We start from the raw sequence: 16,752 nt of genomic DNA, 5'->3' as shown, positions 1-16,752 counted from the left end.
TGTTCCTGACGAGGTGAGGCAATGACGCTGACGGATCTGAAATACATCGTGGCGCTGGCGCGCGAATGCCACTTCGGGCGGGCGGCGGAGCGCTGCCATGTGAGCCAGCCGACGCTGTCGGTGGCGATCAAGAAGGTCGAGGAGCAGCTCGGCGTGATGCTCTTCGAGCGCGGCACCAGCGACGTCAAAGTGACCCAGCTCGGCCAGCGCATCGTCGACCAGGCGCAGCGCGTGCTGGTCGAGGCCAGCCAGATCAAGGAGATCGCCCAGGCCGGCAAGGATCCGCTGGGCGGACCGCTGCGGGTCGGGGCGATCTACACCATCGGCCCCTACCTGCTGCCGCGGCTGATCCCGCAGGTCAAGGCGCTGGCGCCGCGCATGCCGCTGATCATCGAGGAGAATTTCACCACCCATCTGGCCGAGTCGCTCAAGCGCGGCGACCTCGACGTGGCCATATTGGCGCTGCCTTTCGAGCAGCCCGGCCTGGTGGTGCAGCCGATCTACCGCGAGCCCTTCCGGGTGCTCATGCCCAGCACGCATCCATGGGCCCGGCAGAAGACCGTCAGCGCCGGCCAGCTGGCCGACGACCAGTTGCTGCTGCTCGGCGCCGGCAACTGCTTCCGCGACCAGGTGCTCGAGGTGTGCCCCGAGTGCAATGGCGTCGGCGGTCTGCAGCGCACCTTGCAGGGCAGTTCGCTGGAGACCATCCGCCTGATGGTGGCCAGCGGCATCGGCGTCACCGTGCTGCCGGCCACCGCGGCCGACGCCCTGCCGGAACGTAATCCGCTGCTCGCCACCCGGCCCTTCGAGGCGCCGGAGCCCTCGCGCACCGTGGCCCTGGCCTGGCGCGTGACCTACCCGCGCAGCGGCGCCATCGACGTGATCCGCAAGGCGATCCTGGCCTGTGCCCTGCCCGGGATACTCCCGCTCGAGGCCGCCAGCCAGGACGTCACGGCATAGACGGGCCCAATGGGGTGGATACGGACAATCGATTGGATTCCACCCCGGCGCCGCTGTAGCCTTCAACCAAGATGCCGGCCGGCTGGCGCGGCGACGTTTTCAAGCACGAAGGAGAGTCACCATGGATATCGATATCGGCATCAGCAAGAAAGACCGCACGGCGATCGCGCAGGGCTTGTCGCGCCTGCTCGCCGACAGCTACACGCTGTATCTGACGACGCACAACTTCCACTGGAACGTCACCGGGCCGATGTTCAACACCCTGCACCAGATGTTCGAACTGCAGTACACCGAGCTGGCGCTGGCGGTCGACGCCATTGCCGAGCGGATCCGCGCACTGGGCGAGCCGGCGCCGGGCACCTACCGTGCCTTTGCCGAGCTGACCCGCCTCGAGGAGCCTCAGGGCGTGCCCGGCGCCGAGGAGATGATCCGCCAGCTGGTGAAGGGGCAGGAAGCGGTGGTGCGCACCGCGCGCGAGATCATGCCGCTGGCCGACGAGGCCGACGACGAGCCGACCTGCGACTTGCTGACCCAGCGCATGCAGGTGCATGAAAAGACCGCCTGGATGCTGCGCAGCCTGCTCGCCAGCTGATCGGGCGAGGCGCAACGAAAAACGGCCGGGGCGACCCGGCCGTTTTTACGTCTGCCCTAAAAGCCGGAACCGGGCGTGGCGAGAAAGGTGCGCTCGGCGTCGGTGTCCGCCCGCCCGAGGATCGCGTTGCGATGCGGAAAGCGGCCGAAGCGGGCGATCACCGCCTGGTGGCGCAGCGCGTAGTCGTAGGTGGTCTCGAAGCCGGGATGCGCGGCCTTGAGGGCGTCGAACAGCGCCACGGCGCGATCCTGCGCGGCGATGTCTTCGGCGTGCTCGAAGGGCAGGTAGGCGAAGATGCGCTCGACCGGCATGAGCGTGTTGTCGCCGCCGCGGGCGATCAGAGCGTCGGCCGCGGCCAGCGCCAAGGCATCGCCGGCGAAGGCGCGCGGCGTGTTGCGGAAGATGTTGCGGGTGAATTGGTCGAGCAACAGGATGCGGGCCAGGGCACCGTGCGCGCTGGCGTCCCAGTCGGCGAGGCCGCCGGCCAGCGCCTGTTCGACGACTGCCGCGAAGCGGCTGCGGATGGCGGCATCGGTGCTGTCACGTTTCTCGAACCACAGCGCCCGTTGCTGGCCATGCTCGGCGCTGCCGGGCGCGCCGAACCAGAAGTCGAGGATCTCGCGGGCGGTGTCGGGCAGGGGGGCCATCGGCCGGGGCCTATTCGTCGCCCTTGGCGGCCTTCTTGGCCGGTTTTTTGGCGGCCGGTTTCTTCGGTGCGCGCGGCTCGAACTCGAAGCCCACGCCGCCGTCCGGCTTGCGCACCAGGAAGGCCGAGAACTTGCGCTTGGTCTTGTTGGAGACGAAGGCCTTGAGCAGGTCGGTCTTGCCGTCGGTGAGCAGCTTGCTCATCTGCTCGCGCTCGATCGGCTGCTGCAGGATGATCTTGCCGGAGCGGAAGTCGCAGGACTTGTCGGGCCCGACCGATTTCTCGCAGACATAGGCCATGCCGTGTTCGTAGACATTGGCCTGGCACTTCGGGCAGGCGCCGAGCGGTGTCTGGTCGGAGAAGTCGACCGGTTCGGCGTTTTCGTCCTCGCGCGGCTGGCCGAAATCGAAGGTCGGCACCAGTTCGTCGTTGAGCTTGATGTCGGCGTTGAACAGCCGGCCCATCTTGTTGCGGAAGCCCATCAGCGGGCCGACCTTGCCGTCGCGCAGCAGGGCTTCGATCTCGTCGATCTCGAACTGGCGGCCGGCGACGATCTTCCAGGTGCTCCAGTCGCAGGCCTGACAGGCGAACTTCTTGTAGTTCTCCTTCACCACCCCGCCGCATTTCGGGCACGGCGTCTTGAGCGTGGTGAAATCGCCCGGCACGGTGTCGGATTCGTATTGCTTGGCGCGCTCGACCATGTCGCGCGCCATCTGGGCGATCTCGTCCATGAAGGCATTGCGCGTCAGCCCGCCCTGCTCCATCTGCGACAGCTTGTATTCCCATTCGCCGGTCAGCTCGGGCGAGGTCAGCGACGATACGCCCAGGCCCTTGAGCAGGGTGATCAGCGAGAAAGCCTTGGCGGTGGGGATCAGCTCCTTGCCGTCGCGATGCATGTATTGCTCGCCGATCAGGTTCTCGATGATCTGCGCGCGGGTGGCCGGGGTGCCGAGGCCGCGGCCGGCCATGGCGGCGCGCAGCTCTTCGTCGTCGACCATCTTGCCGGCGCCTTCCATGGCCGACAGCAGGGTGGCTTCGTTGAAGCGCGCCGGCGGGCGGGTCTGCTGCGCCTTGACCTCGATCTCGTCAGTGCTCACGGTTTCGCCGCTGGCGACCAGCGCCAGGGTTTCGGCGTCGTCGCTCGGCTTGTCGCGGCCGACCACCACCAGCCAGCCCGGCTTGACCAGCACCTTGCCCTCGGTCTTGAAGGCTTCGCCCTCGACACGGGTGATACGGGTGGTGACACGGAATTCGGCGGCCGGGTAGAACACCGACAAGAAACGACGGGTGACCAGGTCGTAGATCTTCTGTTCCGGCTCCGACAGCGACTTGGGCGCGGTCCCGGTGGGGATGATCGCGAAGTGGTCGGAGATCTTGGCGTTGTTGTAGATGCGCTTGTTGGGGCCGGCCCAGCCTTCGCGCTTGATCTCGTTGGCGAACTTGGCGTATTCGGCCGGCAGGTTGCCGAGCACCTCCTTGACCGTGTCGACATAGTCTTCGGGCAGGGCGCGGGCGTCGGTCCGCGGGTAGGTCAGCACCTTGTGGCGCTCGTACAGCGCCTGGGCGACCTGCAAGGTGGCGCGCGCCGAGAAACCGAAGCGGCCGTTGGCCTCGCGCTGCAGGCTGGTGAGGTCGAAGAGCAGCGGCGATTGCTGGGTCGACGGCTTGGATTCTTCCTCGACCGAGCCCGGCTTGCCCGCGCACTTGGTGCGGATCGCCTCGGCACGCGCCTTGTCCCACAGCCGTTCGGCGCGAGCGTGCTCGTCGTCGCTTTTCTTGAAGCCCTCGTCGAACCAGCGCCCGGCGTAGCTGCCTTCGGCGCAGCCGAAGCGGGCATGCAGCTCCCAGTAGTCGCGCGCCTTGAACTCGCGGATGCGCCGTTCGCGCTCGACCACCAGGGTGAGCGTCGGAGTCTGCACCCGGCCGACCGTGGTCAGGTGGAAGCCGCCGGTCTTGGAGTTGAAGGCGGTCATTGCCCGCGTGCCGTTGATGCCGATCAGCCAGTCGCTCTCGGCGCGACAGACTGCGGCTTGGCGCAGGCCGTCGACCTCGTCGGCCGAGCGCAGGTGGGCAAAGCCGTCGCGGATCGCGCCAGCCGTCATCGACTGCAGCCACAGGCGCTGCACCGGCTTCTTGGTCTTGGCGTGTTCGGCGATGAAGTTGAAGATCAACTCGCCCTCACGCCCGGCGTCGCAGGCGTTGATCAGGCCGTCGACATCCTTGCGTTTGATCAGCCGGGTGAGCAGCTTGAGCCGGTCCTCGCTCTTGGCGATCGGCTGCAGCGCGAAGCTGGAGGGGATCACCGGCAGGTTGGCGAAAGACCACTTGCCGCGCTTGACCTCTTCGTCGGGCGGCACGGTGAGTTCGAGCAGGTGGCCGACCGCCGATGCCAGGACGTAGTCGTCCGACTCGAAATAGTCCTTCTGGCGGGTGAAGCCGCCCAGCGAACGGGCGATGTCCTGCGCGACGGACGGTTTCTCGGCGATGATCAGTTGTTTGCTCATGGCATGCGGAAGAACCGGCATTCGCCGGTCAAGGTTCCCGGTAAATCAGGTGGTTAAGCGCGGCATCATAAGGAAGCCGCAGCGGCACGCGCAAGTGGCCTGAGCCGTTGCACGCCTTAGTGGAGCAGCGGCGAGACCTCGTCGTCCTCGCTCAGCAGTTCGTCGAGCACCAGCGAATCCATCGGGTAGGCCTGCTTCCACAACACGATCAGCACGATCACCTTCAGCCGCGACACCGAGACCTGCGGGTCCGGCAGCGCCATCAGGCGATCGAGGATCAACTCGCGGGTGGCACCGTTGAGCACGCCGGAATCCTGGAGAAACAACAGGAAACCGATGCCCTCGAGGCCGAGCTTGGCCGTTTCCTCGCCCGAGTACAGACGCACGGCACCGGCAGATGGTTCGCCGAAGGCGGTGTAGTCGCTGGCCGTCTGGTTCAGCTCCGACAGCCAGTCGAGCGCGTCGCTGATCTCGTCTTCCTCGAAGCCTGCAGCCGTCAGCCGGCGTGCCAGCTGCTCCGGCGCCGGGCAGGCCTCGGCGTGGATATAGGTTTCGAAGAGATAGACAAGAACGTCGAACATTGCGGGGCTCTAGATAAGTCGCTGGAAACGGCCCCCAGGCAGTCGCGCCAGATGACCGTCCAGTTCCAGTGAAAGCAGAATGGCGTACAGCGCATCGGCCGTCAAGCCGGTGCGGGTCGCGAGTGTATCAAGGCTCACCGGGTCGTGGCCCAGGGCGGCCAGCACCCCGGCGTCGTCGACAGGGGGCTCGGCCGCGGCGTCGGGGTGACGCTCGGCGGGTGCCGGTGCCGTGTCGGCATGGCCTGAAAAGGCGCTTTCCTCAAGGATGTCCTCGGCGGTTTCGACCAGCTTGGCGCCGTCGCGGATCAGGCGGTGGCAACCTTTCGATTGCGGCGAATGGATCGAGCCGGGGATGGCGAACACCTCGCGGCCCTGCTCGTTGGCCAGACGAGCGGTAATCAGCGACCCGCTGCCGAGCGCTGCCTCGACCACCAGCACGCCCTGCGCCAGGCCGGAGATGATGCGGTTGCGCCGCGGAAAGTTGTGCGCCGCCACCTGGGTGCCCAGTGGAAACTCGGTGACGATGGCGCCATGTTCGACGATGCGCCGGGCCAGCGCCTGGTTGCGTGCCGGGTACATGCGGTCGGCGCCGGTACCGATGACGGCAATGGTGGTTCCCCCAGCGTCCAGCGCCCCGGCATGGGCGGCGGCGTCGATGCCCAGCGCCAGGCCGCTGACGATCGACAGCCCCGCGCGTGCCAGCGCGCCGGCAAAGGCGGCGGCGTTGGCCTCGCCCTGGGCCGTGGCGCTGCGCGCGCCGACGATGGCCAGTGCGGGCCGGTTGAGCAGGTCGGGGTCGCCCTTGACATAGAGCAGCGTGGGCGGATCGGGGAGCTCCAGCAAGCGCTGCGGATAGGCGGCGTCGGCCAGGGTGAGGATGTGATTGCCGGGCTGGGCGACCCAGTCGAGGGCGGCGGCGACCGCCTCGCGGCTGTCGTGTTCGCGCAATTGCCGGGCGGCCTTGTCGCCGATGAGGGGGGCGAGGGCGGCGGGGCCGGCCTGGAAGATGTGCCCGGGCAGCCCGAAGGCGCTGAGCAATCGGCGCTGACGCTCGCCGCCGATGCCGGGGACGAGCGTCAGGCGCAGCCAGTCGGCGAGACCGGCGGTGTCGAGGGTTTCGGTCAGGGCGTGCGGACCGTGTCGCTGACCTTGACCGGAGCGGTGGCGTCGACCACCAGGCCATACGACACCCGGTCGAAGACGCGGAACAGGAAGACCAGGCCGTAGCGATGCTCCGGCAGCTGGAAGTTTTCCTTCTTGTTGGTGTCCTCGTCCTTGTACACCACCGAGCCACGATGGCGGTACAGCGCCAGCACATGGCCGACTTCGACGCCGTCCTGCTGGCCGACGCCGAGGGTGATCACGCCCTGGCGGCCGGTTTCGCTCACGCCACCGTAGATGGCGATGACGCGGCCTTCGACGCTGTTGGTCGGGGCATGCGGCACATAAGACAGCAACTCGGGGCGGTCGGCCGGCAGCATCAGTTCGCCGGTGCCGATCTCCTGGCGCGCCATGGAGATCTCCAGTGCCGCCGGCTCGCCGGGCTGGGTCACGTCGGCGGTGCCCAGATGCACGGCTTCATAGCCGAGGATCTTGTCGTTCAACGGGTCGATCAGCGGCTTGGCCGGGCGATAGATGTGCCAGGTGCCCACGCCAGCGGTCACGTTCTTGGCGAAGACGGTGTCGCCCTGGCCGGTGTAGAGGCGGTTTTCCTGGGTGGCGACGATGGTGGCGGACTGGGCGATGCGCTTTTCGTCGACCACCAGCGGATGGGTCAGGAAGGGCGCGATCTCGTTCTGCGGAATGCTGGGGATCGCCTGGTCGGTCGGTTCGGTGTAGATCTGCGGCTGCAGCTTGCCGTCGCCGACCCGGCGCCCGAGGCGCAGGTAGGGGCCGCTGCGGTCGAGCACGATGACTTGGCCGGGGTAGATCAGATGGGGGTTGTGGATCTGCTCTTTGTTGAGCTGCCACACTTCGGGCCAGCGCCACGGCTCGCGCAGGAACTTGCCCGAAATGCCCCACAAGGTGTCGCCCTTGCGCACCGTGTGGCTGTCGGGTGCGTTTTGCGCCAGCTCGACCGGCGAAGCCGCCACGGCCGGTTGGACGAGGGCGGCGACGCCGATGACTAGAGAGAATATAATGCGGATCATCACTCGCTTCCGTGTCGATGCGGGCGGCATTCCGACGCCCTGCCGGGAATCTGTTCCATCTATGACGGTCAAAATACCCGGAAGTTGAGCGTCCCGATGACAAACGTGCAATCGTCGGGCATGGCAAATTACTTGAAATTCTGCACGTAATCCCATAACGCGGCAAGCTTTTATGGCACTACTCCCAATCCTGCATTTCCCTGATCCGCGGCTTCACACCAAGGCGGCGCCAGTCGCCCGGGTGGACGATCGCATCCGCACCCTGATCCGCGATATGGCCGAGACCATGTACGAGGCGCCCGGCATCGGTCTGGCCGCCACGCAGGTCGACGTACACGAGCGCGTGGTGGTCATCGACGTCACCGAAGACAAGTCCGGTCTGCTGGCGCTGATCAATCCGGAAATCCTCGAGCGTTCCGGCGAACAGGTCGGCGAAGAGGGCTGCCTGTCGGTGCCCGGCATCTACGACAAGGTGGTGCGCGCCGAACGCGTCAAGGTGCGTGCGCTCAACACCCAGGGCGAGCCCTTCGAGCTGGAAGCCGAGGGCCTGCTCGCGGTGTGCATCCAGCACGAACTGGACCACCTCGACGGCAAGGTGTTCGTCGAATACCTGTCGACACTCAAGCAAGGCCGCATCAAGAGCAAGCTGGCCAAGCGCGCGCGCATCACCGCCTGAACCCGGGCGGCGCCGATGAGAATTGCCTTTGCGGGGACGCCCGAGTTTGCTGCCACGGCGCTGCGCGCGCTGATCGACGGCGGCTTCGAAGTGGTGCTGGTGCTGACCCAGCCGGACCGCCCGGCCGGGCGCGGCATGAAGCTGCAGCCCAGCGCCGTCAAGCAGGTGGCGCTGGCGCACGGCATCCCGGTCGATCAGCCGGAGAAGCTGCGCACGTCCGAGCAGCAGGCCGCGCTGCGCGCCGCCGCGCCCGATGTGCTGGTGGTGGCGGCCTACGGCCTGATCCTGCCGCAAGCGGTGCTCGACATCCCGCGCATCGGCTGCCTCAACATCCATGCGTCGTTGTTGCCGCGCTGGCGCGGGGCGGCGCCGATCCACCGCGCCATCGAGGCGGGTGATGCCGAGACCGGCATCACCATCATGAAGATGGACGCCGGCCTCGACACCGGCGACATGCTGCTGCGCCAGGCGGTGCCGATTCCGCCCGACGCCACCACCGCGACGCTGCACGACACGCTGGCCGCGCTGGGCGGCGAGATGATCGTCGATGCCATCTGCCGGCTCGCCATCAAGTCGCTCGAGGCCGAGCCGCAGCCGGCCGAGGGCGTGACCTACGCGCACAAGATCGACAAGGCCGAGGCGCGGCTCGACTGGCGTCGGCCGGCGGTCGAACTGGCCCGCCAGGTGCGCGCCTTCGATCCCTTTCCCGGCGCGGTGGCCGAGTTCGACGGGCGCACCTTCAAGCTGTGGCAGGCAACGGCGGTCGACGCCACGGGCACGCCGGGCACGATTCTGCGGGCCGATGCCGACGGCCTCCTCATCGCCTGCGGCGCCGGTGCGCTGAACGTCACGCAGCTGCAGCAACCGGGCGGGCGCCGGGTGCCGGCCGCGGCCTTCCTGCAGGGCTTTGCGCTGACGTCGGGGCAGCAACTGGCGTTGCCGACGGCCGATTGAATCTTTTGCAGCACCCCCCATCTAAGCGGAGCGCGGGCCGTTTTGCCCGCATCTGACGACGAGGAAACACAATGTTCGGAAACTGGATCAAGACCTCCATCCTGATGGCGGGGATCGTGGCCTTGTTCGGGGTGATCGGCGGCCTGATCGGCGGCCAGCAGGGCATGCTCATCGCACTGCTGTTCGGCGGCGGCATGAACCTGTGGGCCTATTGGTTCTCGGACAAGATGGTGCTGCGCATGTACAAGGCGCGCGAGGTCGACGCGAGCACGTCGCCCTACTTGTACAACATGGTGCGCGAACTGGCCGGCCGGGCCGAGTTGCCGATGCCCAAGGTATACCTCATCGACGAAGCTCAGCCCAATGCCTTCGCCACCGGGCGCAACCCGGAGCATGCCGCGGTGGCGGCCACCACCGGCATCATCCGCATGCTGTCCGAGCGCGAACTGCGTGGCGTGATGGCGCATGAGCTGGCGCATGTGAAGCACCGCGACATCCTCATCTCGACCATCTCGGCCTCGGTCGCCGGTGCCATCTCGGCGCTGGCGCAGTTCGGCATGTTCTTCGGCGGGCGCGGCGAAGACCGGCCGAACCCGATCGTCTCGATCATCATCATGATCCTCGCGCCGATCGCCGGCATGCTGATCCAGATGGCCATCTCGCGTACCCGCGAGTTCGGGGCCGACAAGGGCGGCGCGGAGATTTCCGGCGACCCGGCGGCGCTGGCCGATGCGTTGGCCAAGATCGACGCCTACGCCCGCGGCATCCCCATGCACACGGCGGACGAGCACCCCGAGACCGCGCAGATGATGATCATGAACCCGCTCTCCGGCGGCGGGCTGAAAGGCCTGTTCTCGACCCACCCGGCCACCGAGGAGCGCATCGCCCGCTTGCGCGCCATGCGCTGAGCGCGGCGGCCGGTGCCGTACCGGCGAATGCGTCCGCGGCAGCGGGCGCATTTTTTTTGTCTCGCCCGCATGCTCTAATCGGGCTGATCCAACACGAGGGTGCTGCGCATGGGGGCTGAGGACAAGATCGATCGATCGGTCGACGCACGGCCGCAGTGGTCGGACTACGCGGTGCTGGTGGTCGACGACGAGGCCGGTATGCGCAGCTTCCTGCAACGTGCGCTGAGTGCGCGCGGCTGTGCGGTCGAGGTGGCCGACAGTGCCGAGGCGGCCGCGGCGCTGCTGGCGGACGCCCATTTCGACGTGATCGTGCTCGACATCGCCCTGCCCGGCAAGGCCGGCATCGCCTGGCTGCGCGAGCTGCGCGCCGGTGCCTTTGCCGGCGACGTGATCCTGATCACCGCCTTCGCCGACATGGAAACCGCCATCGACGCCCTGCGCGCCGGTGCGGCCGATTTCATCCTCAAGCCCTTCCGGGTGGATCAGATCGTCAATTCGCTGGCGCGCTGTTTCGAGCGCGCCCGGCTGACCCGCGAGAACTACGTGCTGCGCCGCGAAGTGGCCGATCTGGCCGGCGGCACCGAGGGGCTGGTCGGCCACTCGCTGGCGCTGCGCCAGGTGTGCAACCTGATCCGGCGGGTGGCGCCGACGCCCAGCACGGTGCTGATCCAGGGCGAATCCGGCGTCGGCAAGGAGCTGGCGGCACGCGCGCTGCATCAGATGAGCCTGCGCGCCGAGCGTCCCTTTGTGCCGGTCAATTGCGCCGCGGTGTCGGCCGAGCTGATCGAAAGCGAGCTGTTCGGCCATGTCAAAGGCGCCTTCACCGGCGCCACCGAGAACCGCAGCGGGCTGTTCACCTATGCCAATGGCGGCACGCTGTTTCTCGACGAGATCGGCGAGTTGCCGCTGGCCCTGCAGACCAAGCTGCTGCGGGCGCTCGAAGAGCAACGGGTGCGGCCGGTGGGCTCGACCAAGGAGATGCCGGTCGACGTGCGCGTGATCGCCGCCACCAACCGCGATCTGCGCGCCGAAGTGGCCGCCGGGCGCTTCCGCCAGGATCTGTACTACCGCCTCGAGGTGCTCACCGTCACCCTGCCGCCGCTGCGCCAGCGCACCGACGACATCGTGCCGCTGGCCGAGCACTTCAACACTCAGCTGGCGGCGCGTCTCGGCCTGCCGCCGCTGCCGATCACCGCCGAGGTGGCGGCGCGGCTGGTCGGCTACGCCTGGCCGGGCAACGCCCGCGAGCTGCGCAACTTCATCGAACGGGCGCTGATCCTCGGCCACTTCCCGGTCGAGGCGCCGGTCGCCGCCCTCGGTAGCGAGCCCCTGCCCCTGAGTCTGGCCGACGTGGCGCGGCGGCATATCGAAGCGGTGCTGCGCCAGTGCGATGGCAACAAGAGCCGGGCGGCCGAGCTGCTCGGCGTCTCGCGCAAGACACTGGAGCGCAAGTGCGCCGAGTGGGGCGCCGACCCGGCCGTGCGATGACGTCGCTGGCACGGCTGCGGGCGCGTTTTTCGGCCTCGGTCCGGGCCAAGCTGCTGGCGCTGGTGCTGGCGCCGCTGCTGATCGGCGTGCCGGTGCTGCTGGCGCTGGTGTGGACCTGGGGCAACACCACCTACGACCGCCTGCTGCGGGCCAAGGTCCAGGCCGATCTGGTGATCGCCCACGAATACTTCGACCGCGTGCAGCAGGGCGTCGGCCGCGACCTGCAGGCGCTGGCCGGCTCGAGCCGGCTGGCAGTCGATTTCCCGGCCGGTACGCCGCAGGCCATGACCGCCCTGCTCGACAGCATGAGCGTGCGCTACGGCTTGGATTTCCTGCATCTGCTCGACACCCGCGGCCGGCCGGTGGCCTCGGCGCGCGGGCCGCTCGGTCCGCTGCGCGAACGCACCCGCTGGGCCGCGGTGGCGGCGGCAACGTCGGGGGCCGCACGCACCAGCATCGAGGTGTTCGGCCCCGACGAACTCGACGCCATCGACCCGGCATTGCGGCGGCGCGCGCATATTCCGCTGGTGCCCACCGCGGCCGCCCGGCCGGACAGCCGCGACAGCGAAGAGCGCGGGCTGATGATCCATGCCGCCGCGCCGATCTACGATACGGCCGGCAATTTCATCGGCGTGCTCGAAGGCGGGGCGCTGCTCAACCGCAACCTCGGCATGGTCGATCGCATCAACGCCATCGTCTATCGCGACGGATCCTTGCCGCTCGACAGCCGCGGCACCGCCACGCTGTTTCTCGGCGACACCCGCGTGGCCACCAATGTGCATCTGTTCGAAGGCGTCCGCGCGCTCGGCACCCGGGTGTCCGACGCGGTGCGCACCCAGGTGCTCGACACCGGCCGCGTATGGCTCGACTCCGCCTTCGTGGTCAACGACTTCTACGTGTCGGGCTACGAGCCCTTCGTCGACAGCCAGGGCGAGCGCATCGGCATGCTGTACGTGGGCTTTCTCGAAACCCCCTTCCGCCAGGCCAAGTTGGCGGTGATGGGCGGGCTGTTCGCCCTCTTCGTGCTGATCTCGGTCATCGGCAGCCTGCTCTCGCTGCGCTGGGCGCGCAGCATCTTCCGCCCCATCGAGCGGATCCACACGGTCATCCGGCGGGTCGAGCAGGGCGATGCCGGCGCGCGGGTCGGGCCGCTGGCCAGCCGCGACGAACTGGGCCGGCTGGCGCAGGCCTTCGACCACCTGCTCGACACCCTGGCCAGCAAGCGCGAAGAGCTGCAGCGCTGGGCCGACGAGCTGGACCGCAAAGTGGCCGAGCGCACCGCCGAGCTGGCCGAGGCCAACGCCATCCTGCGCCGTGCGCAGGAGCAACTGGTGATGAGCGAGAAGCTGGCCGCGGTGGGCGAGCTGACCGCCGGCGTGGCACACGAGATCAACAATCCGGTGGCCGTCATCCAGGGCAATCTCGACGTGTTGGCCGATAGCCTCGGCGCCGCCGCCGCGCCGGTACGCGAAGAGATCCGCCTGATCCACCAGCAGACCGACCGCATCCGCCAGATTGTCACCAAGCTGCTGCAGTTCGCCCGGCCGGGCGAATTCGCCGGCTATACCGAACGGGTGGACATGCACGCCCTGATCGCCGACTGCCTGGTGCTGGCGCGCCACACGGTCGACCAGCGCGGCATCGCCGTCGAGCGCCAGGAGGCGGCGACGGCGGATGTCGAGATCAACCGCAGCGAGCTGCAACAGGTGCTGATCAACCTCATCGTCAATGCCGTGCAGGCCATGGACGAAGGCGGCGTGCTGACCCTGGGCTGCGACGACTGGCTCGACGGCGATGCCTGTATCGGCGTGTGCCTGCGTGTGGCCGATACCGGCGCCGGCATTCGCGCGGATGACCTGCCGCACATCTTCGACCCCTTCTTCACCACCAAGAAAGGCCGCGGCACCGGCCTCGGCCTGTCGATCAGCCAGACCCTGGTGCAGCGCTACGGCGGGCGCATCACCGTCGACAGCACACCGGGGCGCGGCACCGTCTTCAGCATCTGGCTGCGCAGCACCCCGGTGTACGACGACAGCCCCAACGCACCGGGCTTCCGGGCGCGCTGGTTCCGCGCGGCCGAGTGAGACATTTTGTCCCGTCTGGGCGAGGGTGCGCGACAGAATGTCCCGCCGCCCGCCCCGGCGGGATCGCCTAAGCCGCTGGCCCGAAAGGAATCTTGCCTTTGGCACGAAAGCTGCCTTGAATGAACTCATAAAGCGGCGCAAGGGTCGGCCTGACGCACATCGAGCGTTATCCGCCAAGCTGCATAACGAGAGGAGACAAGGTGAGCTTTCCGCCACGACGGGGCGCGCCCGATGCGCCCGACTGCGACACCGTGCTGTGCCGTTGCCAGGGCCGGGTGGCCGATGCCGCCATCGAGGCCGCCGGTGTCGATCCGCAGGTCGCCATTACCGATGGGCTGTGCCGCCACGGCACGGTCGACGCCCTGCCCGCATCCGTCCAGCAGATTGGCTGTACCCGCGAAGCGCCGTTGCTCGAAGCGGCGGCCGGCGAACGCGCGCTGCGCTTCTTCCCGGCCCGTGAATACGCCAGCGGCGGCGCCGCCGACGGCCCGCGCCTGGCGGCGCTGATCGCCATGGCCCGGCTGCCCGAGCCGCCGCCGGTCGATGCGGTGAGCTACAGCAGCGCCGGCCGCCTGGCGATTCTGGGCGACGGCCCGCTGGCCATGGCCTGGGCACAGCGCCTGCACGGCAAGGCCGACGGCCAATTGCAGGTCACCGTCTTCGCCGAGGACGAGCAGCCGCTGCCCGCCGCCAGCCCGCGCCAGGTGCCGGTGCACCGCGCGCAGCAGATCGGCGTCGAGGGCTGGCTGGGCGCCTTCGATATCGCCTGGACGCCGGCCAACGCGGTCGACGCCTCGGTATGCACCGGCTGCGGCGCCTGTATCACCGCCTGTAGCTCCGACGCCATCGTGCGCGACGGCGTGGCGGCCTATGTCGACCCGGCGCGCTGCAACGACAAGCGCCGTTGCATCGAGGTGTGCGAGGTCGGCGCCATCGACTTCAGTTTCACCCCGCGCAGCGCGCGCTTCGATCTGGTGCTCGACCTGTCCGACACCCCGCGCCTGACCATGCCGCATCCGCCGCAGGGCTACTTCGCGCCCGGCAGCGACCCGCTGGCCCAGGCCGAGGCCGCGCTGGCGCTCACCGAGCTGGTCGGCGAGTTCGACAAACCGCGCTTCTTCGACTACGACCGTGCCAAATGCGCTCATTCGCGCAACCGCATCGACGCCTGTTCGCGCTGTATCGACACCTGTTCCACCTCGGCCATCCGCGCCGATGGCAACGGCGTGTATGTCGAGCCGCACCTGTGCATGGGCTGCGGCGCCTGTGCCAGCGTCTGCCCGAGCGGCGCCATGCGCTACAACTACCCGGCGGTGCCCGACATCGGCCAGCAGCTGCGCATCGCGCTCGCCGCCTGGACCGAGGCCGGCGGCGCGGCGCCGACCCTGTTGCTGCATGGCCAGTCGCAGGCCGCCCAGCTCAAGGCCTGGGCCGAGACCGACGCCTTGCCCGCCCACCTCTTGCCGCTGGCGGTGCATGACGCGGCCAGCGTCGGCCCCGACCTGCTGCTCTATGCCCTGTGTGCCGGCGCCGGCCGGGTGCTGGTGTGGCAGGACGCGGCCGCGCCGGCCACCTACCAAGCCTCGGCCGGTCGTGCCGTGCGCTTTGCCGAGGCGGTGGTCGACGGGCTCGGCCTGCCCGCCGCCGACGCGCGCTTCGCCGCCGTGTGCGGCGATGTCGACACCCTGCTCGCCAGCTGTACCAGCGCCGCGCCGGCTGCGGTCGGCGCGGCGGCGCGCTTCCATCCGCAACGCGACAAGCGCGCCACGCTCGACCTGTGCTTCGTCCATCTGGCCTCACTGGCCGCGCCCGAGCGCCTGGCCGAACCGCTGGCCGTGCCGGCCGGCAGCGCCTACGGCACGGTCGCCGTGGCCGGCGACAAATGCACGCTGTGCCTGTCCTGTGCCAGCGCCTGTCCGGCGCAGGCCTTGATGGACGATACCGAAGCGCCGCGCCTGCGCATCCGCGAGGCCAGCTGTGTGCAATGCGGGCTGTGCGTGGCCACCTGTCCGGAAGACGCCATCACCCTGGTGCCGCGCCTCAACCTGGCGGCCAGTGCCAAGCAGCCGGCCGTGCTGCATGAAGACACGCCCTGTACCTGCCTGCGCTGCGGCAAGGCCTTCGGCTCGACCGCCACCGTGCGCACCCTCATCGACCGTCTGGTCGGCAACCCCCACTTCGCCTCGCCCGAGCAACGCCGCCGCCTGCAGATGTGCGGCGACTGCCGCGTCATCGACATGATGTCGCCGGCCCCCGGGCAGCGCGAAACCACCATCCACGACCTGTCATGACGCCTGCCACCGCCCCTCTCGCTGCCGACCCGGCCATCGCGCCGGAAGATGCCGACCGCGCCGGTTTCTACGGCGTGCTGTCCAACCTGCTGGCGACGCCGCCGAGCGGCGCGCTGCTCGATGCCCTGGCCACCGCCGGGCCGCTGGCGGTCGACCCGGGCGTGCCCGAGGGACTGGCGCTGGCCGCCGCCTGGGACGGCCTGCGCGCTGCTGCCGGCGAGTCCGACACGGCCGCCGTGCACGCTGAGTGGAACGCCCTGTTCTGCGGCACCGGCCGGCCGCCGGTGCTGCCCTACGCGTCCTACTACGAGACCGGTTTCCTGATGGAAAAGCCGCTGGCCCGGGTGCGCGACGACCTCGCCGCGCTGGGCCTGGCGCGCGAGGGCGATTGCGGCGAGCCGGAAGACCACCTGGCCGCGCTGTGCGATGCCATGCGCGCGCTGATCGGTGACGGCGTCCATGGCATCGACGTGCAGCACCAGTTTTTCCACCGCCACCTTCAGCGCTGGATCGGCCGCTGCTGCGCCGACCTGAGGGGGGCGACCGACGCGCGCTTCTACCGCGCCGTCGGCGACTTTGCCCAAGCGTTCTTCGCCGTCGAGGCGCGGGCGCTGAGTTTCGAGGCCTGACCATGAACACAAGTGCACTGCAGTGCCAATCGGGGAGACACAACCATGAGTGAGACACGCCAGCCACGCACCGGCGCGAACGCCGGCGCACCTTCCAGCCTTGGTCGTCGAAGCTTTCTGCTGGCCGCTGCCGGCACCGGCGCGGCCGGGGTGGCCGTGGTCGCCGGGGTGACGCCGACCGGCAACGCGCCCGAAGAAGCCCTGAGCGAGCCCGATGGCCGCGGCGCGGGCTACCGCGAGACCGCGCATGTGAGCCGCTACTACCGTTCCACCCGCCTGTAAGGGAGAC

General features: G+C 68.8%; 15 protein-coding genes. 10 read left to right on the top strand and 5 right to left on the bottom strand.

All coding sequences use genetic code 11. From position 1 onward, the window contains the following. The first annotated feature begins 21 nt into the window (after positions 1 to 21). Together I8J34_RS01925 and I8J34_RS01920 are read left to right on the top strand one after the other, a co-directional pair. The gene (locus I8J34_RS01925; RefSeq protein ID WP_214359683.1) at positions 22 to 960 is read left to right on the top strand and encodes a hydrogen peroxide-inducible genes activator; all 939 of its coding nucleotides are present in this window, start codon (positions 22 to 24) and stop codon (positions 958 to 960) included. Positions 961 to 1,081: 121 nt separating this feature from the next. Beyond that, positions 1,082 to 1,552, top strand: coding sequence for a Dps family protein (locus I8J34_RS01920; protein WP_214359682.1), 471 nt, complete (start codon positions 1,082 to 1,084; stop codon positions 1,550 to 1,552). Positions 1,553 to 1,608: 56 nt separating this feature from the next. Here I8J34_RS01920 and I8J34_RS01915 read toward each other — a convergent pair whose 3' ends face one another. The 5 genes from I8J34_RS01915 to I8J34_RS01895 all read right to left on the bottom strand — a co-directional run bounded on the left by I8J34_RS01915 (position 1,609) and on the right by I8J34_RS01895 (position 7,433). Then, positions 1,609 to 2,199, bottom strand: coding sequence for a DUF924 family protein (locus tag I8J34_RS01915; RefSeq protein ID WP_214359681.1), 591 nt, complete (start codon positions 2,197 to 2,199; stop codon positions 1,609 to 1,611). 10 nt (positions 2,200 to 2,209) lie between these two features. After that, positions 2,210 to 4,702, bottom strand: coding sequence for a DNA topoisomerase III (locus I8J34_RS01910; RefSeq protein WP_214359680.1), 2,493 nt, complete (start codon positions 4,700 to 4,702; stop codon positions 2,210 to 2,212). A 116-nt stretch (positions 4,703 to 4,818) separates the two neighbouring features. Next, positions 4,819 to 5,283 (bottom strand): Smg family protein, encoded by a 465-nt coding sequence (locus I8J34_RS01905; RefSeq protein WP_214359679.1) that lies wholly within the window; start codon positions 5,281 to 5,283, stop codon positions 4,819 to 4,821. 9 nt (positions 5,284 to 5,292) lie between these two features. Further along, entirely contained in the window at positions 5,293 to 6,408 is a 1,116-nt protein-coding gene (gene dprA, locus I8J34_RS01900; RefSeq protein WP_214359873.1) for a DNA-processing protein DprA, read from the bottom strand. Then, complete coding sequence (locus tag I8J34_RS01895) at positions 6,405 to 7,433, bottom strand: LysM peptidoglycan-binding domain-containing protein (RefSeq protein WP_214359678.1); 1,029 nt, start codon at positions 7,431 to 7,433, stop codon at positions 6,405 to 6,407. The genes dprA and I8J34_RS01895 overlap by 4 nt, the downstream gene beginning before the upstream one ends. A 172-nt stretch (positions 7,434 to 7,605) precedes the next feature. Between I8J34_RS01895 and def the strand changes: the two genes are divergently transcribed. The 8 genes from def (at position 7,606) to I8J34_RS01855 (ending at position 16,745) form a co-directional block, all read left to right on the top strand. After that, positions 7,606 to 8,109 (top strand): peptide deformylase, encoded by a 504-nt coding sequence (gene def, locus I8J34_RS01890; RefSeq protein WP_214359677.1) that lies wholly within the window; start codon positions 7,606 to 7,608, stop codon positions 8,107 to 8,109. 15 nt (positions 8,110 to 8,124) lie between these two features. Next, positions 8,125 to 9,063 (top strand): methionyl-tRNA formyltransferase, encoded by a 939-nt coding sequence (gene fmt, locus I8J34_RS01885; protein ID WP_214359676.1) that lies wholly within the window; start codon positions 8,125 to 8,127, stop codon positions 9,061 to 9,063. 71 nt (positions 9,064 to 9,134) lie between these two features. Continuing rightward, positions 9,135 to 9,971: a zinc metalloprotease HtpX gene (gene htpX, locus I8J34_RS01880; protein WP_214359675.1), complete on the top strand. Its 837-nt coding sequence runs from the start codon at positions 9,135 to 9,137 to the stop codon at positions 9,969 to 9,971. A 108-nt stretch (positions 9,972 to 10,079) separates the two neighbouring features. After that, the gene (locus tag I8J34_RS01875) at positions 10,080 to 11,459 is read left to right on the top strand and encodes a sigma-54-dependent transcriptional regulator (RefSeq protein WP_214359674.1); all 1,380 of its coding nucleotides are present in this window, start codon (positions 10,080 to 10,082) and stop codon (positions 11,457 to 11,459) included. Then, a complete protein-coding gene (locus I8J34_RS01870) occupies positions 11,456 to 13,543 on the top strand; it encodes a sensor histidine kinase (RefSeq protein ID WP_214359673.1) in 2,088 nt (695 codons plus the stop codon). The genes I8J34_RS01875 and I8J34_RS01870 overlap by 4 nt, the downstream gene beginning before the upstream one ends. Before the next feature lie 200 nt (positions 13,544 to 13,743). Then, positions 13,744 to 15,834, top strand: a complete 2,091-nt coding sequence (locus I8J34_RS01865; protein ID WP_214359672.1) for a 4Fe-4S binding protein — start codon at positions 13,744 to 13,746, stop codon at positions 15,832 to 15,834. Further along, positions 15,831 to 16,463, top strand: coding sequence for a TorD/DmsD family molecular chaperone (locus tag I8J34_RS01860; protein ID WP_214359671.1), 633 nt, complete (start codon positions 15,831 to 15,833; stop codon positions 16,461 to 16,463). The genes I8J34_RS01865 and I8J34_RS01860 overlap by 4 nt, the downstream gene beginning before the upstream one ends. 45 nt (positions 16,464 to 16,508) lie before the next feature. Then, the gene (locus tag I8J34_RS01855; RefSeq protein WP_214359670.1) at positions 16,509 to 16,745 is read left to right on the top strand and encodes a hypothetical protein; all 237 of its coding nucleotides are present in this window, start codon (positions 16,509 to 16,511) and stop codon (positions 16,743 to 16,745) included. Positions 16,746 to 16,752: the final 7 nt, after the last annotated feature.

This window comes from Denitromonas iodatirespirans, from assembly GCF_018524365.1.
GTDB classification, from domain to species: domain Bacteria; phylum Pseudomonadota; class Gammaproteobacteria; order Burkholderiales; family Rhodocyclaceae; genus Nitrogeniibacter; species Nitrogeniibacter iodatirespirans.
This window is presented reverse-complemented; position numbering and strand designations above follow the sequence as displayed.

What these genes read in the sequence shown, in the direction of transcription:
- I8J34_RS01905 (WP_214359679.1), bottom strand. Translation starts at nt 5,283, where the DNA reads ATGTTCGACGTTCTTGTCTATCTCTTCGAAACCTATATCCACGCCGAG.
- I8J34_RS01870 (WP_214359673.1), top strand. Translation starts at nt 11,456, where the DNA reads ATGACGTCGCTGGCACGGCTGCGGGCGCGTTTTTCGGCCTCGGTCCGG.
- def (WP_214359677.1), top strand. Translation starts at nt 7,606, where the DNA reads ATGGCACTACTCCCAATCCTGCATTTCCCTGATCCGCGGCTTCACACC.
- fmt (WP_214359676.1), top strand. Translation starts at nt 8,125, where the DNA reads ATGAGAATTGCCTTTGCGGGGACGCCCGAGTTTGCTGCCACGGCGCTG.
- I8J34_RS01855 (WP_214359670.1), top strand. Translation starts at nt 16,509, where the DNA reads ATGAGTGAGACACGCCAGCCACGCACCGGCGCGAACGCCGGCGCACCT.
- I8J34_RS01895 (WP_214359678.1), bottom strand. Translation starts at nt 7,433, where the DNA reads ATGATCCGCATTATATTCTCTCTAGTCATCGGCGTCGCCGCCCTCGTC.
- I8J34_RS01920 (WP_214359682.1), top strand. Translation starts at nt 1,082, where the DNA reads ATGGATATCGATATCGGCATCAGCAAGAAAGACCGCACGGCGATCGCG.
- I8J34_RS01925 (WP_214359683.1), top strand. Translation starts at nt 22, where the DNA reads ATGACGCTGACGGATCTGAAATACATCGTGGCGCTGGCGCGCGAATGC.
- I8J34_RS01915 (WP_214359681.1), bottom strand. Translation starts at nt 2,199, where the DNA reads ATGGCCCCCCTGCCCGACACCGCCCGCGAGATCCTCGACTTCTGGTTC.
- I8J34_RS01875 (WP_214359674.1), top strand. Translation starts at nt 10,080, where the DNA reads ATGGGGGCTGAGGACAAGATCGATCGATCGGTCGACGCACGGCCGCAG.
- htpX (WP_214359675.1), top strand. Translation starts at nt 9,135, where the DNA reads ATGTTCGGAAACTGGATCAAGACCTCCATCCTGATGGCGGGGATCGTG.
- I8J34_RS01860 (WP_214359671.1), top strand. Translation starts at nt 15,831, where the DNA reads ATGACGCCTGCCACCGCCCCTCTCGCTGCCGACCCGGCCATCGCGCCG.
- I8J34_RS01910 (WP_214359680.1), bottom strand. Translation starts at nt 4,702, where the DNA reads ATGAGCAAACAACTGATCATCGCCGAGAAACCGTCCGTCGCGCAGGAC.